Source organism: Bradyrhizobium sp. (assembly GCF_004799405.1).
In the GTDB taxonomy this organism is placed as follows: Bacteria; Pseudomonadota; Alphaproteobacteria; order Rhizobiales; family Xanthobacteraceae; genus Bradyrhizobium.
The window spans coordinates 1-16,314 of sequence record NZ_SSMW01000159.1; the positions used below are offsets into that span (position 1 = coordinate 1).

Here is a 16,314-nt window from a genome sequence, read left to right on the forward strand (position 1 = left end):
AGCTTATTGATGCTGAGACTGGCAGTCATCTGTGGGCGGAACGGTACGACCGCGAGCTGAACGACATCTTCGCCGTGCAGGACGAGATCACCGACGCGGTTACTAATTCAATCACGCCCGCGATTGGAAAAACCGAACAACATCGTGCCGTTCGCAAACCACCGGAAAGTTTGGGCGCGTGGGAGGCCTTCCACCGGGGGCTTTGGCATATGAGTCGCATCGGCGTGACGGAGAACCAGGCGGCGATAGCTTTTTTCCGACAGGCAATTGATCTCGACCGGAACTTCGCACCCGCGCACGCTTTTCTCGCGTCCGCGATATATCAGGGTTTTTCGCTCTACCAGACATCAACTTTCGCCGAAGTCATAGACGAAGTTCTCATGACGGCCCAAAGGGCAATCTCTCTTGATCCACTGCAGCCAGGGGTCCATTTGCTCATGGGATGGGTATTGTTCTATCGGGGGGATTGCGCGGGTGCGTCGGCTGAAGTCCGGCAAGCACTCGATAACAGCCCAAATTACTCCGGCGCTCACCATCTTTTGGGCGTGGTGCTGCTATTTTCGGGCTCGCCGCGCGAAGGACTCGAAGCCTTTCGCGAGTCGCTAAGGCTCGATCCGCTCAATCCCTCACGTCATCTCGTGTTAGTCCAGATCGTCATAGCTCACTATTTTCTTCGAGAGTATGACGCCGCCGTTGCGGCGGCAGAGGAGGCAATACGGTTTTTCCCCGAGCACCCATGGTGCTACCGCTGGCTTGCGGCGGCGCTTGGGCAGGCTGGTCGCTTGGACGAGGCCAGACAAACCCTGCAGAAGGCAATCACAATCTCTCCGAAGTCGTTCGACATGTCCGTGCGCCAACGCCCCGCGTCCTGGCGACCCGAGGACTACGAGCACATGCTCGAAGGACTCCGGAAGGCCGGGTGGGAAGGCTGACTCGCCAGAAGGCCACTCCGAACGGCTGATTTGGAGCCAAGTATGGTGAGGCCTTCCAGGAGGTCCTCTTATTACCTTTCGTCAATCTGCTTAGATTTACTTTGCTACTTGCGGCGGCGACTTTGGAAATGCCGTGAGCATCCGGATTTTCCACACACCGTCCTCACGAACATTAACCGCGGTCCAACGGCCACCAAATTCTATAGGCGTGCCGCTCTGGTTCTTTCCAGTTCCCCGGTATTCTCCCATGGAGATGACCGTATCCGGTCCTAACGGCCAAAACTGATCGAGTGTATTTTCGACGTGGTCAAATCCGGCTTTGAAAACGCCCTCATACCATTTCACGAGGTCCGTATGCAGCCCCCCTGGATTTACGAGCACGCCATCCTTCGCGTAAAGCGCAGCCATTGCCGCAGGGTCCAGCTTGCTGAAGGTCGCGGGGTATGCTGCCAACCCTTTTTCGATTTCCTGCCTAAGGTTTTGATCTTGCTCAGCGGCAGCAGCTGGCGCCAAAAGTGCTAGAAAAGAACACAACAGGTAAGCTATTCTCACGGTGCATCCTCCTTTGACGAATGACGGGAAAGCTTGAAAATACGGGCTTTAAACAGCCTTCCGGGGTCAGCCCGGAAGTAATTTCAGACGGCTCAACCCATCCGGTGCAAGGCGCAGATTTTGTTGCCGTCGGGATCGCGCAGATAGGCAAGATAAATTTTACCCGCCGCGCCCTCCCGAACGCCCGGCGGTTCTTCGCAAGACGTGCCGCCGTTGGCGACGCCGGCAGCGTGCCAGGCGTCGGCCTGTTCGCTTGAGCCGCACGCAAAACCAATGGTGCCCCCATTAGCCGGGGTCGCAGGCTTACCATCGATCGGCTTCGACACCGAAAAGACGCCGGTCTTGGTGCGGTAGAAGATGCGGTGGCGGTCCACAGTCGCGGGAGGTACACCGAGCGTACTCAGCAGCGCATCATAAAACGCCTTGGCTTTTTCCAGGTCGTTTGTTCCGATCATCACATGCGAAAACACTGTCCTGCCCTCCCGATCTCTCCCGCACGAACGAACATCGTGGGAAGCCGAGGTTAGCAGGGTCTGCCGGAGCAGGAAAGTATCACGGCGAAGCTGAGTCGCCTGAGGAGTGTCGAATTGCTTCCCAAAGTGAGGGAATTGCGCCCCGATGTTCCGTTATCATGTCACTGCCTTCGGGGATCCTGAAACTAGACGCATGGCGATCTGCGTGAAGAAATCGATGCGCGACTTGAAACTGCTATGCGCTCGTCGGGCAAGGAAGGCGGGCATTCCATTGCGTGAACTCATCGGCCTGGTGAGGGAACCGACAAATATAACACACTCGAAACAAATTGGGGTTCGGGTGTGACTGAGGGTATCAATAACCTTCGGTAATCTCCTAGTGTTTTGATCTGTTAAAGGCTGCTTTGGCGCGGGGGCCACCGGAATGACGTATCAATCTGTTTTTAGTACAGATCGTTCCCGGAATTTATTCAAGCCGATCGCTTGCTTGATTGGTTCGGCGAGTCTTATCGCATTCAGTGGAGCACAGGCGGCCGATCTTCCCGTCAAGGCCAAAGCGGTCGAGTACATGAGGATCTGCTCCCTGTATGGTGCCGGTTTCTACTATATTCCCGGCACCGACACTTGCATCAAGCTGAGTAGTTATCAGCGCGTTGACGTGCTGGCTAACTCAAACTTCGACGACACCGGCAACTATTCGGCGCAGAGCGGCGCGAAAAATCGCTTCACCAACGCCTTCACCTGGCGCTCCCGTGCAGATCCCAGCATCGATACGCGCACCGCGACCGAATACGGCGTGGTCCGTACCTTCACCGATCTGGCGTTCACCTGGACCGACGACTCCTATACAGGCAACCTGACAACTGGTGCCGGTACCGTTTACTCGGCTCTCGGTGGCAGCTCGGCGGTTGCCCCGGGTGGCAACGCGAACAACGGCAATTTGGGCTTGGTCGCCGCCGGTTCGCTCGGCGTCTACTACGCCTTCATCCAGTTCGCCGGCTTCACGATGGGTAAGGCCGTCTCGCCGTTCAGCGCTCCCTGGCAGAACTATCCCGGCAACAACTTCGACGGTCTCGTCGGCGGCGGCGGCACGGTTACCGGCGTCAACCAGTTCGTCTACACCGCCGACCTTGGCGGCGGCGTATCGGTTACGTTCGGTGCGCAGGATCCGACCCAATACTATCAGGCCGGCGTCCTCAACTTCAGCCCGACCGCGACTACCGGTTCCGGTCTCTTTGGCAGCACTGGCTCCAACGACTACGGTGGGAACACCTTTCCTGACGTGATCGCCACCCTGAAGGTCGATCAGGCCTGGGGACTTTTCCAGGCGTCGGTAGCGGCGCATGACAACAATCCCGCTTACTACAACAACAACCAGAGCAATACGATCGGTCTTCTGCCCGGCCAAATCGGTGGCGGTCCCGAGGACAAGTGGGGCTATGCCGGTCAGTTGGCCTTGAGGATCAAGAACATCCCGACGGGAGCCGGCGACGTGATCAACGTTCAGGGCGTCTACACCGACGGTGCCACCCGCTATAATATCCAGGACCTGGCAACTCAGGCTGGCGCGGCCGCGATCTTTGGCCACAGCAGCATACCTGGCGTCTTCCAGAGCGTCGGATTCGGGGTTGCCCCCGACACCGTGTTCAACCTGCATGGTTCGCAGCAGTTGATCCAGACCTGGGGTGGGCGCGGTGCGTTCAACCACAACTGGGATCCGTACTGGAGTTCCGCCCTCTATGGTGCCTACGCTCACGTCAACTTCGGCGGCGGCAGCGCCTTCGACCTTACCTCGGCTCGGGGTATCTACTGCCACGGGTTCGTGGCCGCGACTGGTCTTAGTACGGGTCTTGCTGGCTGCAACCCGGACTATAACATCGCGCAGCTTGGTACGATCACCCGGTGGACTCCGGTCAAGAACCTGACCTTCTCGGCGGACGCTACCTTCACCCATCTGCAGCAGGATATGGCGGCTGGATCTTTGATCGTCTTCGGCAGCTCTGCCATTGCCAAGCCGTTAGCAGTCTACCAGATTAAGAATGAGAACACCGGGATCCTTTTGCTCCGGGCACAGCGCAACTGGTAATCGATAGCGCTCGGCGGAAACGCAAGAGCACATCGCTCGGAGGCGGACCACCAGTTAAATTTGACGTACCCGCCCTTTGCGATGGTCGTCGATTCTTTGGCCATTGGCTCCAACACGACGCGGATGCCGCTCAACGCTCAGCGTTGGAAGCCCGCGATTTTTTGGCTACTGAACTGGCTAAATAGATGCCATTCTGACAGCTCGGAATCGTCTTGAAATATTTGGCTCTGGATCGATAGCCAATGTCGCATATTGGCACAAAGCGGACATGCGGGCCCGAGCTGACGATGTCCGTTACTGGGGGAATAGCGGAAGTGGTCGCCCGACTAATCCAGTGTAGCGGCCCGAATGTCGTGGAGCACCGCAAGCGTCATTTCACGGGCCACTTCTTCCGCAGTCCAGTGCGTTACGTCCACAAGCAATTTATATTCTGGCCGCTTATGTGCTTGCCCGTATTTCGCCCAAACGTCCTCGATCCCACAATCTATCGCCATAGCGACGTCCTTCATAAGGTTGTCGCCCACATAAACACATTCAGCTTTCTGCAAACCTAGACCGCTCACAATGGCGTTCAGCACAGCGGGATTTGGTTTCTTCGAGCCCTTCGGAGTATGTTCGGATTTGGTATGCTTCAGCTTGTACAGTTCCGCTGGGTATCTGCTGAGGCCACGGCATCCTTCGCCTCTTGCCTGATCGCCGTCACTAATGGACCAAAAAGATAGGCCAGCGCTTCGTCTGGAATAATTGGCTCAACACCCAATCCCGTGCCCGCGAATTTACCGTTAGGGCCAGCTCTGAATGTTCCGACCGCTCCTTCAGCGTCGCCGCCCGGCAAACTGCCGCAAAATAAATCCAAATAAGATTGTCGATTGGGTCGGTGTAGCCTTATGCGGAAACATCGCACCCTATGAAGGTCAAAAATGGCTTGTTTTGAGGCTATCACTATACCCCCGCAGGTTACTGCGGGGGCTGGGTAGGCCGACAAGGACCGATGAACAGGAGCGTGGGGCGTTAGCCCCCGACGTCGCCGCTGACGACATCGCCGAACAGCTCCCATTTCTCGCCCTTGAACCGCTGCAACTGAAGCTGGCTGATCGGGGCAAAATCGGTGGCGCTGGTGTTGATCTTGATGCCGGGCAGCAGCATCTCGGTCCGGAAGTCCTTCAGGCTAGCCGCCTGCTTCATGACGTTCTCGCGGGTGAGGTTGTCGCCGCACTGCTTGAGAACCTGAATCAGGGTCTGCGTCACGCCATAACCGACGATGACGGAGGCATCGTTCTTGTCGCCTTCCGGAAAATCCTTCGCCATGAAGGCCAGGAATTCCTTCATGCCGGGATCGTTGGCCCATTGCGGATCCGAAACGTCCTTGAGGTAGGCGGCAGAGATAATGCCTTGCGCATTCTCAAAGCCGGCCGGCTTGATCACGCTGCCGACCGAAGCCGCAACGTTGTTGAGGAAATGCAGCGGCTTCCACTCGATCTCCGACAGCTTCTTGATGGCTTGCGCTGCGAATTTCGGCGTCGTGATATCGACGAAGATGTCGGCGCCGGTGGCCTTGAGCTTGACGAGATGGTTGTCGATCGAAGGCTCGGTGGTCTCGTAGCTTTCCTCGGCGACGATCATCGAGGCGGCTTTGGCGCCGAGGCCGTCCTTCAGGCCCTTGAGGTAATCCTTGCCGTAATCGTCGTTCTGATACAGCACCGCGATCTTGGCGTCGGGTTTGTTCTTCAGAATATATTTCGCGTAAATTTGCGCTTCGCTCTGGTAGTTGGGCTGCCAGCCCATGGTCCACGGAAAATTCTTGGGATCGTTCCATTTGGTAGCGCCGGTGGCGACGAACAGTTGCGGCACCTTTTTCGAATTCATGTATTTTTGAATCGCGGAGTTCGGCGGCGTGCCGAGCGAATTGAAGACGAACAGAACCTCGTCGCTCTCCACCAGCTTGCGAGCCTGCTCGACGGTCTTGGGCGGGCTGTAGCCATCGTCGTAGCTGATGAAGTTGATCTTGCGGCCGTTGATGCCGCCGGCGTCGTTGATCTTCTTGAAATAGGCGGCTTCGGTCTTGCCGATCACGCCGTAGGCGGAAGCCGGTCCGCTATAAGGCATGATGTTGCCGATCTTGATTTCGGTGTCGGTGGCGCCGGTGTCGTATTTCTTTTGCGCGAGCGCGCCGCTGCTCGATGCGGCGAGCACCGCCAGCGCGGCCGCCGAAGCGATTGCGATTTTGTTGATGGTTGCAGTCATTACGGTCTCCCTGTTTCCGATGATCTGGATGGCGTGTGTCGCGGCTTCTGGATCGAAAGCTCTTGATGACCTCGGGCGCCCAAATACCATTTTACCGGAACCCTCACAAGAAAAAGCCCCTGCGGCAAAGACGCAGGGGCTGCTTCTTTAGTAGTCAATTGGCTTTCGTGGTTAATCGGCCCGGCTGGCGGGCCGATTGAAACGTCAGCCGCCAACGTCGCCGCTGATGATCTCGCCGAACAGTTCCCATTTCTCGCCCTTGAATTTCTCCAACTGAAGCTGCGAAATCGGGGCGAAATCGGTGGCGCTGGTCTGGACCTTGATACCCGGCAGCAGGCCGCCCAGTTCAAGCCCATTGATGCTGGCCGCCTGCTTCATGATGTTCTCTCGGCTGAGATTGTTGCCGCAGGCCTTCAGTACGTGCACGAGGCCCTGGGCAACGGTGTAGCCGTACATCACGGAGGCATCGATCCTGTTGCCTTCGGGGAAATACTTGGTGAGGAACGCGTCGAAGGCCATCATGCCGGCATCGTTCTTCCACTGTGGATCGGACGTATCCTTCAGGTAGTTGGACGAGATGATGTCCTGCGAATTCTCAAAGCCGGCCGGTTTGATCACACTGCCGATCGAGGATGACACGTTGTTGAGAAAGTGCAGTGGCTTCCATTCGATTTCCGCCATCTTCTTGATCGCCTGCGCCGCGAATTTTGGCGTGGTGACGTTGAAGAACACGTCGGCGCCGGTCGATTTGAGCTTGACGATGCTGGAATCGATGGTCGGCTGCGTGGTTTCGTAGCTTTCCTCGGCGATGATCATCGAGGCGGCCTTGGCGCCGAGGCCGTCCTTGAGGCCTTTCACATAGTCTTTGCCGTAGTCGTCGTTCTGATAGAGTATGGCGATCTTGGCATCGGGCTTGTTCTTCAGGATATATTTGGCGTAGATGCGGGATTCGCTCTGGTAGTTGGGCTGCCAGCCCATGGTCCACGGAAATTCCTTGGGGTCGTTCCATTTGGTGGCGCCGGTGGCGACGAACAGTTGCGGCACCTTTTTCGAATTCATGTATTTCTGGATCGCGGAATTCGGCGGCGTGCCGAGCGGGTTGAAGATGAACAGCACTTCGTCGCTCTCCACCAGCTTGCGCGCCTGCTCGACCGTCTTGGGCGGGCTGTAGCCGTCGTCATAGCTGATGAAATTGATCTTGCGGCCGTTGATGCCGCCTTCGGCATTGATCTTCCGGAAGTAGGCATCTTCGGTTTTGCCGATTACGCCATAGGCAGAAGCCGGACCGCTATAGGGCATGATGTTGCCGATCTTGATTTCGGTATCGGTGGCGCCGATGTCGTATTTCTTTTGTGCAAGTGCACCGCTGGAGGTTACCGCGAGCACCGCAAGGGCAGCCGAAAAGGCCCCCAATCGCAAATGGATAGCAGGCATTTTGATCTCCCTGATCTCGGTTGAATGTGTCGTTTTTTTTGATTGGGAGCGCTTTGCGGCTCCTCGCCGCATTCAATACCCTTGGAGGCCACCCTTCAAGAAAAAGCCCCCTGCGAAGCGCTCGCGGGGGGCCTCATTTAGTCGAACAAACCGGCCGGGCGGAGGCCCGTTGACCCAGGACCCCGGTTACCGAGGCGTTAGTTTCCTCTGAGTTTGCCGATCAAATGCTGGACCACGATGGCACCCTGCCTTGCGCCATGCGGCACCAGGAAGATGACGAGGAACAAGAGCACGCCGAACACCGCGCCGGAGAGGCCCTTTGAAATTCCCTCCGCGATGTTCGGCACGAAAATGATGAAGGCCGAACCGACGATCGATCCGGGCAACCATCCGACGCCGCCGACCACCATGCCGAGAAACAGCGAGATCGCCAGCGCAATGGTGTAGCTGTCGGGGGCGACGAACTGCACCGCGATCGCCCCGAGGCCGCCGGCCACGCCGGTGATGCCGGCGCTGACGCCGAACGCCAGCGTTTTGTACAGCGCGACGTCGATGCCCATGGCGGAGGCCGCAATCTCATTGTCGCGGATCGCCATGAAGGCGCGGCCGGAACGCGACCTCAGCAGGTTGACCGAGAAAATATAAATCGCGAGCGAGATCGCGAGCGTGAAGTAATACAGCCACATGTCCTGCGACATCGGCAGACCAAACGGCGCATCGGGCTTGGTCACGACCAGGCCCTGCACGCCGCCGGTCCAGTATTCGAACGCCCCGAGCTTCAATAGCTGCGGCATGGCGGTTGCCAGCGCAAAGGTGGCCAGCGCCAGATAGACGCCGCTCAGGCGCAGCGCCGGCTGGCCGAACAAGAATCCAAACCCGAAACAGATGACGCCGGCGACGGGCAGTGTCAGGGCGTAGTTGATCCCGCCATGTTCCATCAGGATCGCCGAGGTATAGGCGCCGACCGCGTAAAACGCGCTCTGGCCGAGCGAGAACTGACCGCTGCCCCCGGTCAGGATATTGAGCGCCAGCACGGCGACCGCATAGATCAGCAACATCGTGAGCTGGAAGATGATGAAGTTCTTCACCAGCAGAGGCACCGCGATCAGCAGCACCAGTACGGCCAGTGACGTTCCGTAGCCGAGCGTCATGGCCTTCTTGGGAACGGCCTCGACGGCGGCTGCTTCGGTGACGGTTTCCTCGATGGCGCTCATGATCAGACTCGCTTCACGATGGGCCGGCCCAACAGGCCCGCAGGTTTGACGACCAATACGACAATGATCAGGGCCAGCGCGATCGGCAGTTTCAATTCATTGCCGGCGCCGGGGATATAGGTTCCGGCGAGATTTTCCATGATGCCGACCAGGAAGCCTCCGATCACCGCCCCCAGCGGGCTGGTCAGGCCGCCGAGTACGGCGGCGGCAAATCCGTAGATCAGCACCCCGAGCATCATGTTCGGCTCCAGGAACACCACCGGTGCGATCATCATGCCGGCAATGGAGCCGATCGCGGCCGCCATGCCCCAGCCGAGCGCGATCATCCACGAGGTGTTGATGCCGACCAGCCGGGCCGATTCAGGCAGCGACGCGGCCGCCCGCATCGCCAGCCCCATCCGGGTGAACCGAAAGAAGAAAAACAGCCCGATCAGCAGCAGGATGGTGACGCCGATCATGCCGGCCTGATGGGTCGAGATCAGCTGGCTGCCGAGAAACGGGTACGAGCCGAACGGCGTCGGATACTGCTTGATGGTGAAGTCCCAGATCAGCCCGGCCACGCTGTTGACGATCGAGTACAGCGCGATGAAGCCGGCGACGTTGGTCAGGATCGGCGCCTTCGCCAGCGGCTTGAACAACAGCCGTTCGATGGCGATGCCGCCGATGAAGGACAATACGAGCGTGAGCACGAACGCTCCCCAGTAGGGTACGCCCCATTGCATCAGCTGCCAGGAAATGAAGGTCGAGAACATCGCCATTTCGCCCTGCGCGAAATTGAGATGATCGATCGCCTGGTAGATCATGACGACGGCAAGCGCCATGCAGGCATAGATGGCGCCGGTGGAGATGCCAGCCAGGACTTGATTGGTAAAAAGCTCCATGACCGTGTTCCTCAATAACCCAGATAGGATTTACGGACGTCTTCGTTGTTGGCGATCTCACTGGCGCTTCCGGACATCACGATCCGCCCGGTTTCGATCACATAGGCCTTGTCGGCGAGTTCCAGCGCCAGTTGCGCGTTCTGCTCCACCACCAGAATGGTGACCTTGTCCTCGCGGTTGATCTTGCCGAGGATCTTGAACAGGTCGCGCACGATCAACGGCGCGAGGCCGAACGACGGTTCGTCGAGCAGCATCAGCCTCGGGCGCAGCATCAGTGCGCGCGCGACCGCGAGCATCTGCTGTTCGCCGCCCGACAAGGTGCCGGCCTGCTGGGTATAGCGGTCCTTCAGGACCGGGAAATGGTCGTACATGCGCTCGATGTCGGACACCACGCCGGCCCTGTCGGTTCGCGTGATGGCGCCGAGCTGGAGGTTTTCCTCCACCGTCATGGTGGTGAAGGTGCCGCGTCCCTGCGGCACATGGGCGATGCCGAGCCGGACGATGCTTTCGGTCGGACGGCCGATCAGCGGAGCGCCTTCGAATTCGATGGTGCCGGTCGAGCGCACCATGTTGCAGATGGCGCGCAGCGTGGTGGTCTTGCCGGCGCCGTTGGCGCCAAGCAAAGTGGTCATGCTGCCTTCGCTGAGATCGAACGCCATGCCATGAAGCGCCTGGACCTGGCCGTAATAGGCTCGCAAATCCCTGACATTGAGCATCGCCGTCATTGGTCCTTGCTCCCCAGATAGGCCTTGATGACATCGGGGTCGGACTGCACCGCGGCCGGCGTTCCCTCGGCCAGCTTGCGGCCGAAATTGAGCGCGACCACGTGGTCGGCGATCGACATCACCAGCCCCATGTGATGCTCGACCAGCAGGATGGTCATCTTGCGTTCGTCGCGAATGCGGCGGATCAGGTCGCCGAGGACGTGGACCTCTTCGTGGTTGAGGCCGCCGGCGGGCTCATCAAGCAGCAGGATCTTCGGATCCGCGGCGAGCGCGCGCGCCAGCTCCACCCGCTTCTGGGTGCCGAACGGCAGACCGGAAACCGTGACGTGGCCGACATCCTCGAGGTCGAGGTAGCCGAGGATTTCGTGGACGCGCTTGTTGAGCTCGGCTTCGCTGCGGCGGACCCAGGCCAGTCTCAGGGAGTCGCTGATGATATCGCTGTTGGTGCGGGAGTGGGTGCCGATCCGGACGTTGTCGAGCACCGAAAGATTGGGAAACAGCGCGACGTTCTGGAAGGTGCGGCCGATGCCGATCTCGGCGATGCGGTGCGGCGGCCGCGTCAGGATGCTCTGGCCTTCCATCAGGATGTCGCCGGAGCTCGGCTGGTAGAGCCGGCTGAGGCAGTTGAAGAGGGTGGTCTTGCCGGCGCCGTTCGGTCCGATCAGGCCGAGGATCTGGCCCTGCTGCATGTCAAAGGACACGCCGTTCAACGCGACGATGCCGCCGAACACGACGCTGACGTCGCGAACCGCCAGCAGCGGATACGCCTCGTGCGCAAGCTGTGCCTGCGTCATTTGGTCCGGCCCGGATCGACGACTGGGCCTGCGCAACCCTGCGGATCTCGCCGCCGGTCATGACGATGAAGGCTACCTGATCCCCTCGACCATACGTGCAACTTTCCCTCCTGCTTTCAACTTTTTGCTTTCCGCTTTTTTTGATTGTGTCGTCGTGCCGCCCAGGGCGGCTTCGATGTTCCTTACCATCGCCACGAGGCGAGGTCCAATATCGTCGCGCAGCCGGTCTTCCGTGAAACGGAATGCGGGCGCCCCGCAATTGAAGGCGTAGGGGCCGGTGCCGTCGTTAAGCTTTAGCGCGACGCCGACCGCATGCACGTCGTCCTGCCACTCGCCGGCCGAGATCGTAAAGCCGAATTGCTCCACGGTTTCACCGGAGCGCTCGATGCCGTCCCGGATCAGCGGCCAGCGGCTGCCATAATGTTCGCGCAGTTCGCGCAATAAAGAGGCACGCTCGTCGCTCGGCAGCGCCCAGATATAGGCCCGGCCCATCGCGGTGGTCGCGATCGGGATGCGCGAGCCGACGTCGAGCTGGACGCCCAGCGTGAGACCGTTACGGCTCTGGCCGAAATAGATCATGCTGAGCCGGTCGCGGCCGCCGACCGCGACCGCGCCGCCGGTCTCGCGCATCAGTTCCTCGCGATAGGCTTCGGACAAATGCCGAACGCCGAGATTGGCAAGGGCGGCGTAGCCGAGCGACATGGCCGAGGGCGCCAGTTGATACTTTTCGAAACGTGGAACGGGTGTAAGGTAGCCCAGCCTGGTCAAGGTATAGGTCAGCCGCGAAACGGTCGGCTTTGGCAGGTTGGTACGGGCCGCGATCTCCTGATTGCCAAGAAGCCCGTCGTTGGGACGGAATGCGCGCAACACATCAAGACCGCGGGAGAGCGCGACGACGAAGCTGCGATCAGTCGCCACTTTCTTGCCTGGACGCTTCATACTTTGCTGCTGCGCGGACCTCGTTGACAACGGACGTGCTTCAAAATAACCCTCCGTGTCAAGATGTGGAATTAAATTCCGCACTGCGAAATCGTCGAGAAAAAGATCTTTAAAGGGAGAATCCCGTGAACGAAGTGGTCAAGCTCGAGCGTCAGGACGTGGTCGCCATCGTTACGGTCAACAGCCCTCCGGTCAACGCGCTGAGCGCCGCCGTCCGCGGCGGCATTCTGGACTGCATCAAGCGCGCGATCGCCGATCCCGAAGTAAAGGCGATCGTGCTGACCTGCGGCGGCCGCACCTTTATCGCCGGCGCCGACATCACCGAATTCGGCAAGCCGCCGAAGCCGCCCGGCCTGCATGAAGTGCTGGCGGTCATGGAGAACAGCTCCAAGCCGATCGTCGCCGCCATTCACGGCACCGCGCTTGGCGGCGGGCTAGAAGTGGCGCTCGCCTGCCATTTCCGCGTTGCTACTAAAGACGCAAGGCTCGGCCTGCCCGAGGTGAAGCTCGGCCTGCTGCCGGGCGCCGGAGGCACGCAACGGTTGCCGCGCGCGGTCGGTCCGGAACTCGCGGTCAAGATGATCGTCGGCGGCGATCCGATCGGCGCCCCCGAAGCGCTCAAGAACGGCCTGATCGAGGAAATCGTCGAGGGCCCGGCCGCCGGCGGCGAGGCGTTTGCCCGCAAGGTGCTGGCGGAGAAGCGCCCCTTGCGCAAGCTGCGCGACGACGACAGCAAGCTCGCCGCCGCCAAGGCCGACCGCTCGATCTTCACCAACGCGGTGGCCGCCATGACCAAGCGGGCGCGCGGGCTGGAAGCGCCGTTTGCCGCGGCCGACGCGGTCGGCGCCGCCATCGACCTGCCATTCGACGAAGGTCTTAAGAAGGAACGCGAGGGTTTCCTCAAGCTGGTGGCGAGCGACCAGTCCAAGGCGCAGCGCTACGCCTTCTTCTCCGAGCGCGAGGCGGCGAAAATCGCCGGCGTGCCCGAGGGCACCAAGCCGCGCAATGTCGAGCGGGTCGCCATTATCGGCGCCGGCACCATGGGCGGCGGCATCGCGATGTCGTTCGCCAATGCCGGGATTCCCGTGACGCTGATCGAGACCGGGGAAGAACAGCTCAAGCGCGGCATGGGCGTGATGCAGAAGAACTACGAGGCGACCGCGGCCCGCGGCGGCATTCCCGCCGACGCTCCCGCCAAGCGGATGGGCCTGATCAACGGCGTGGTCGGGATCGAGAACGTCAAGGACGCCGACCTCGTCATCGAGGCCGTGTTCGAGACCATGGCGATCAAGAAAGAGGTGTTCGCCAAGCTCGACCAGTTCGCCAAGCCGGGCGCCGTGCTGGCGTCCAACACCTCCTACCTCAACATCGACGAGATCGCCAAAGTCACAAAACGTCCGCAGGATGTGCTCGGCATGCACTTCTTCAGCCCGGCCAACGTGATGAAGCTGTGCGAGATCGTGCGCGCGGCAAAGACCGCGCCGGATGCGCTGGTCACCGCGGTCGCGGTTGCCCGCCGCATCGCCAAGGTGCCGGCGGTGGTCGGCGTCTGCGACGGCTTTGTCGGCAATCGCATGCTGGCGCAGCGCGGCAAGCAGGCCGAGAAGCTGCTGTTCGAAGGCGCGTTGCCGCAGCAGGTCGACGCGGTGGTGACCAAGTTCGGCATGCCGATGGGTCCGTTCGCGATGGGCGATCTCGCCGGTCTCGACATCGGCTGGCGCTCGCGCAAGGATCGCGGCATCAAGTCCGAGATCGCCGACGCCCTATGCGAGGCCGGCCGCTTCGGCCAGAAGACCGGCAAGGGCTATTACAAGTATGAAGGCGGCTCGCGCGCGCCGCTGCCCGATCCCGAAGTGGAAAAGCTGATCGACGAGACCCTGCAGCGGCTCGGGCGCAAGCGCCGCGTGGTCAGCGACGACGAGATTCGCGAGCGCATGATGTATCCGATGATCAACGAGGGCGCGCGCATCCTCGAGGAGAAGATCGCGGCGCGTCCGAGCGATATCGACGTGATCTGGCTCTACGGCTATGGCTGGCCGATCTATCGCGGCGGCCCGATGTTCTACGCCGACCAGGTCGGGCTCAAGCACATCGCCGACCGGCTGTCGTTCTACGCCAAGGAAACCAACGATCCCTCGCTGGAACCCGCGCCGCTGCTCAAGCGCCTGGCCGCCGAAGGCAAGACGTTCGCCTCGCTGGCGCAGACGGCGAAAGCGGCGTGATGGGCGACGCGAACCTCAACGCGTCGTCCCTACGAACGCAGGGACGACGTGCGGACATGACCCATCCCGGCGAACAGTTCTATCCGGAGGGTGTCCGCTGGGACGATCCGATCCCGCGCGGCACGCTGCCCGACCTGCTGGCGAAGGCGGCGGCCGAATACGGCGCGCGGCCGGCGCTCGAATTCCGCGATCGTCCGATCAGCTACACCGCGCTCGAAGCGATGGTCGAGGTCGCGGCATCGGCGTTCCTGCGCGCCGGTTACGGCAGGAACCATTCGGTGGCGCTGTTTCTCGGCAATTCGCCGGATCATCCGGTCAACTTCTTCGGCGCGCTGAAAGCCGGCGCCCGCGTCGTGCATCTTTCCCCGCTCGACGGCGAACGCGCGCTGTCGCACAAGCTGAGCGACAGCGGCGCGCGCATTCTGGTCACCAGCGATCTTGCGGCGCTGCTGCCGATGGCGCTGAAATTTCTCGACAAGGGCCTGCTCGACCGCCTGATCGTCTGCGAGGATGACAGTTGGGGCGCGGTCGGCAATCCGCACGCGCCGATCCCGGATCACCCGGCCATCGTCACCTTCAAGGCCTTCGTGCAGGGTGCGACCAAGCCGGTGCAATGGCCTGTCATTTCGGCCGACGACGTTGCACTGTTGCAATATACCGGCGGCACCACCGGATTGCCGAAGGGCGCGATGCTCAGCCATGGCAACCTGACCTCGGCGGTGTCGATCTATGATGTCTGGGGCAGGAAATCGCGCGCCGAACGCGACGCAATCGAGCGCGTGATCTGCGTGCTGCCGCTGTTTCATATCTTCGCGCTGACCGTGATCCTGCTCGGCAGCCTCGAACATGGCGACCTGATCTCGCTGCACCAGCGTTTCGACGTCGAGGCCGTGATGCGCGACATCGAGGTCAAGCGCGCCACCGCGTTCCCTGGCGTTCCCACCATGTGGATCGCGATTGCCGGCCTACCCGATCTGGAAAGCCGCGACCTGTCGTCGCTGGCCACTTGCGCATCGGGCGGCGCGCCGCTGCCGGTCGAGGTGGCGAAGATCCTGGAACGCAGGGTCAACATGAAGCTCAAGAGCGGCTGGGGCATGACCGAGACCTGCTCGCCCGGCACCGCCCATCCCAAGGACGGTCCGGAAAAGCCAGGCTCGATCGGGCTGATGCTGCCCGGCATCGAGATGGACGTGGTGGCGCTCGACGATCCCAACAGGCTCCTTGCCGCCGGCGAAGTCGGCGAAATCCGCATCAAGGGACCGAACGTCACCAAAGGCTACTGGAACCGGCCGAAGGAGACCGCCGAAGCGTTCGTCGGCGACCGCTTCCTGACCGGCGACATCGGCTACATGGACAGCGACGGCTATTTCTACCTGGTCGACCGCAAGAAGGACATGATCATCTCCGGCGGCTTCAACGTCTATCCGCAGATGATCGAGCAGGCGATCTATGAACACCCCGCCGTGCAGGAAGTCATCGTGATCGGCGTTCCCGACGACTACCGCGGCGAGGCGGCCAAGGCCTTTGTCAAATTGCGCGCCGGCGCCAAGCCGTTCACGCTGGAGGAGCTCAAGACGTTTCTCGCCGGCAAGCTCGGCAAGCACGAAATTCCCGCCGCGCTCGATTTCGTCGACGAGCTGCCGCGCACCACGGTGGGAAAACTCTCGCGCCACGAATTGCGCAACCAGCAATCGGTGCAGCAGCCCGCACAGCCCAGGCAACAACAACTCGCCGCCGGAGGTCGCCCGTAAATAAACCCCATCGTCGTCCCGCCTTCGCGGGGACGACGAGGAAAGATATCGCGTACTACGAAAAACA

The 16,314-nt window shown here is 60.7% G+C and carries 14 protein-coding genes; 4 read left to right on the forward strand and 10 right to left on the reverse strand.

What is annotated here, in order from left to right; translation table 11 throughout:
• A partial coding sequence (locus tag E7813_RS25730; protein ID WP_291578117.1) for a tetratricopeptide repeat protein occupies positions 1-932 on the forward strand: 932 nt, incomplete at its 5' end.
• 96 nt (positions 933-1,028) lie between these two features.
• On the opposite strand, the gene E7813_RS25735 is transcribed toward E7813_RS25730, so the two are convergent.
• Complete coding sequence (locus tag E7813_RS25735; protein ID WP_291578118.1) at positions 1,029-1,484, reverse strand: nuclear transport factor 2 family protein; 456 nt, start codon at positions 1,482-1,484, stop codon at positions 1,029-1,031.
• Positions 1,485-1,576: 92 nt separating this feature from the next.
• Entirely contained in the window at positions 1,577-1,954 is a 378-nt protein-coding gene (locus tag E7813_RS25740; protein ID WP_291578119.1) for a VOC family protein, read from the reverse strand.
• A 427-nt stretch (positions 1,955-2,381) separates the two neighbouring features.
• Here E7813_RS25740 and E7813_RS25745 point away from each other — a divergent pair, with 427 nt between their 5' ends.
• A complete protein-coding gene (locus E7813_RS25745; RefSeq protein WP_291578120.1) occupies positions 2,382-4,043 on the forward strand; it encodes a porin in 1,662 nt (553 codons plus the stop codon).
• A 326-nt stretch (positions 4,044-4,369) separates the two neighbouring features.
• Here E7813_RS25745 and E7813_RS25750 read toward each other — a convergent pair whose 3' ends face one another.
• The 8 genes from E7813_RS25750 to E7813_RS25785 form a co-directional block, all read right to left on the reverse strand.
• Positions 4,370-4,750 carry an HAD-IA family hydrolase gene (locus E7813_RS25750; protein WP_363331218.1) on the reverse strand — a complete coding sequence of 127 codons (381 nt, stop codon included), beginning with the start codon at positions 4,748-4,750 and terminating at the stop codon, positions 4,370-4,372.
• 304 nt (positions 4,751-5,054) lie between these two features.
• Complete coding sequence (locus tag E7813_RS25755; protein WP_291578121.1) at positions 5,055-6,287, reverse strand: ABC transporter substrate-binding protein; 1,233 nt, start codon at positions 6,285-6,287, stop codon at positions 5,055-5,057.
• A gap of 204 nt (positions 6,288-6,491) precedes the next feature.
• A complete protein-coding gene (locus tag E7813_RS25760) occupies positions 6,492-7,721 on the reverse strand; it encodes an ABC transporter substrate-binding protein (protein WP_291578122.1) in 1,230 nt (409 codons plus the stop codon).
• A gap of 197 nt (positions 7,722-7,918) precedes the next feature.
• On the reverse strand, positions 7,919-8,935 hold the full coding sequence (locus E7813_RS25765; protein WP_291578123.1) for a branched-chain amino acid ABC transporter permease: 1,017 nt from the start codon (positions 8,933-8,935) through the stop codon (positions 7,919-7,921).
• A 2-nt stretch (positions 8,936-8,937) separates the two neighbouring features.
• Entirely contained in the window at positions 8,938-9,816 is an 879-nt protein-coding gene (locus tag E7813_RS25770) for a branched-chain amino acid ABC transporter permease (RefSeq protein ID WP_291578125.1), read from the reverse strand.
• Positions 9,817-9,827: 11 nt separating this feature from the next.
• Entirely contained in the window at positions 9,828-10,541 is a 714-nt protein-coding gene (locus E7813_RS25775; RefSeq protein ID WP_291578126.1) for an ABC transporter ATP-binding protein, read from the reverse strand.
• Positions 10,538-11,335 carry an ABC transporter ATP-binding protein gene (locus E7813_RS25780; RefSeq protein WP_291578128.1) on the reverse strand — a complete coding sequence of 266 codons (798 nt, stop codon included), beginning with the start codon at positions 11,333-11,335 and terminating at the stop codon, positions 10,538-10,540. The genes E7813_RS25775 and E7813_RS25780 overlap by 4 nt, the downstream gene beginning before the upstream one ends.
• Before the next feature lie 72 nt (positions 11,336-11,407).
• Positions 11,408-12,274: an IclR family transcriptional regulator gene (locus E7813_RS25785; protein ID WP_291578162.1), complete on the reverse strand. Its 867-nt coding sequence runs from the start codon at positions 12,272-12,274 to the stop codon at positions 11,408-11,410.
• A 125-nt stretch (positions 12,275-12,399) separates the two neighbouring features.
• Between E7813_RS25785 and E7813_RS25790 the strand changes: the two genes are divergently transcribed.
• Both E7813_RS25790 and pimA read left to right on the forward strand, forming a co-directional pair.
• Complete coding sequence (locus tag E7813_RS25790) at positions 12,400-14,496, forward strand: 3-hydroxyacyl-CoA dehydrogenase NAD-binding domain-containing protein (RefSeq protein WP_291578129.1); 2,097 nt, start codon at positions 12,400-12,402, stop codon at positions 14,494-14,496.
• A 56-nt stretch (positions 14,497-14,552) separates the two neighbouring features.
• On the forward strand, positions 14,553-16,247 hold the full coding sequence (pimA, locus tag E7813_RS25795) for a dicarboxylate--CoA ligase PimA (protein WP_291578130.1): 1,695 nt from the start codon (positions 14,553-14,555) through the stop codon (positions 16,245-16,247).
• Positions 16,248-16,314 lie beyond the last annotated feature (67 nt).

What these genes read in the sequence shown, in the direction of transcription:
- E7813_RS25770 (WP_291578125.1), bottom strand. Translation starts at nt 9,816, where the DNA reads ATGGAGCTTTTTACCAATCAAGTCCTGGCTGGCATCTCCACCGGCGCC.
- E7813_RS25765 (WP_291578123.1), bottom strand. Translation starts at nt 8,935, where the DNA reads ATGAGCGCCATCGAGGAAACCGTCACCGAAGCAGCCGCCGTCGAGGCC.
- pimA (WP_291578130.1), top strand. Translation starts at nt 14,553, where the DNA reads ATGACCCATCCCGGCGAACAGTTCTATCCGGAGGGTGTCCGCTGGGAC.
- E7813_RS25780 (WP_291578128.1), bottom strand. Translation starts at nt 11,335, where the DNA reads ATGACGCAGGCACAGCTTGCGCACGAGGCGTATCCGCTGCTGGCGGTT.
- E7813_RS25775 (WP_291578126.1), bottom strand. Translation starts at nt 10,541, where the DNA reads ATGACGGCGATGCTCAATGTCAGGGATTTGCGAGCCTATTACGGCCAG.
- E7813_RS25755 (WP_291578121.1), bottom strand. Translation starts at nt 6,287, where the DNA reads ATGACTGCAACCATCAACAAAATCGCAATCGCTTCGGCGGCCGCGCTG.
- E7813_RS25745 (WP_291578120.1), top strand. Translation starts at nt 2,382, where the DNA reads ATGACGTATCAATCTGTTTTTAGTACAGATCGTTCCCGGAATTTATTC.
- E7813_RS25785 (WP_291578162.1), bottom strand. Translation starts at nt 12,274, where the DNA reads ATGAAGCGTCCAGGCAAGAAAGTGGCGACTGATCGCAGCTTCGTCGTC.
- E7813_RS25760 (WP_291578122.1), bottom strand. Translation starts at nt 7,721, where the DNA reads ATGCCTGCTATCCATTTGCGATTGGGGGCCTTTTCGGCTGCCCTTGCG.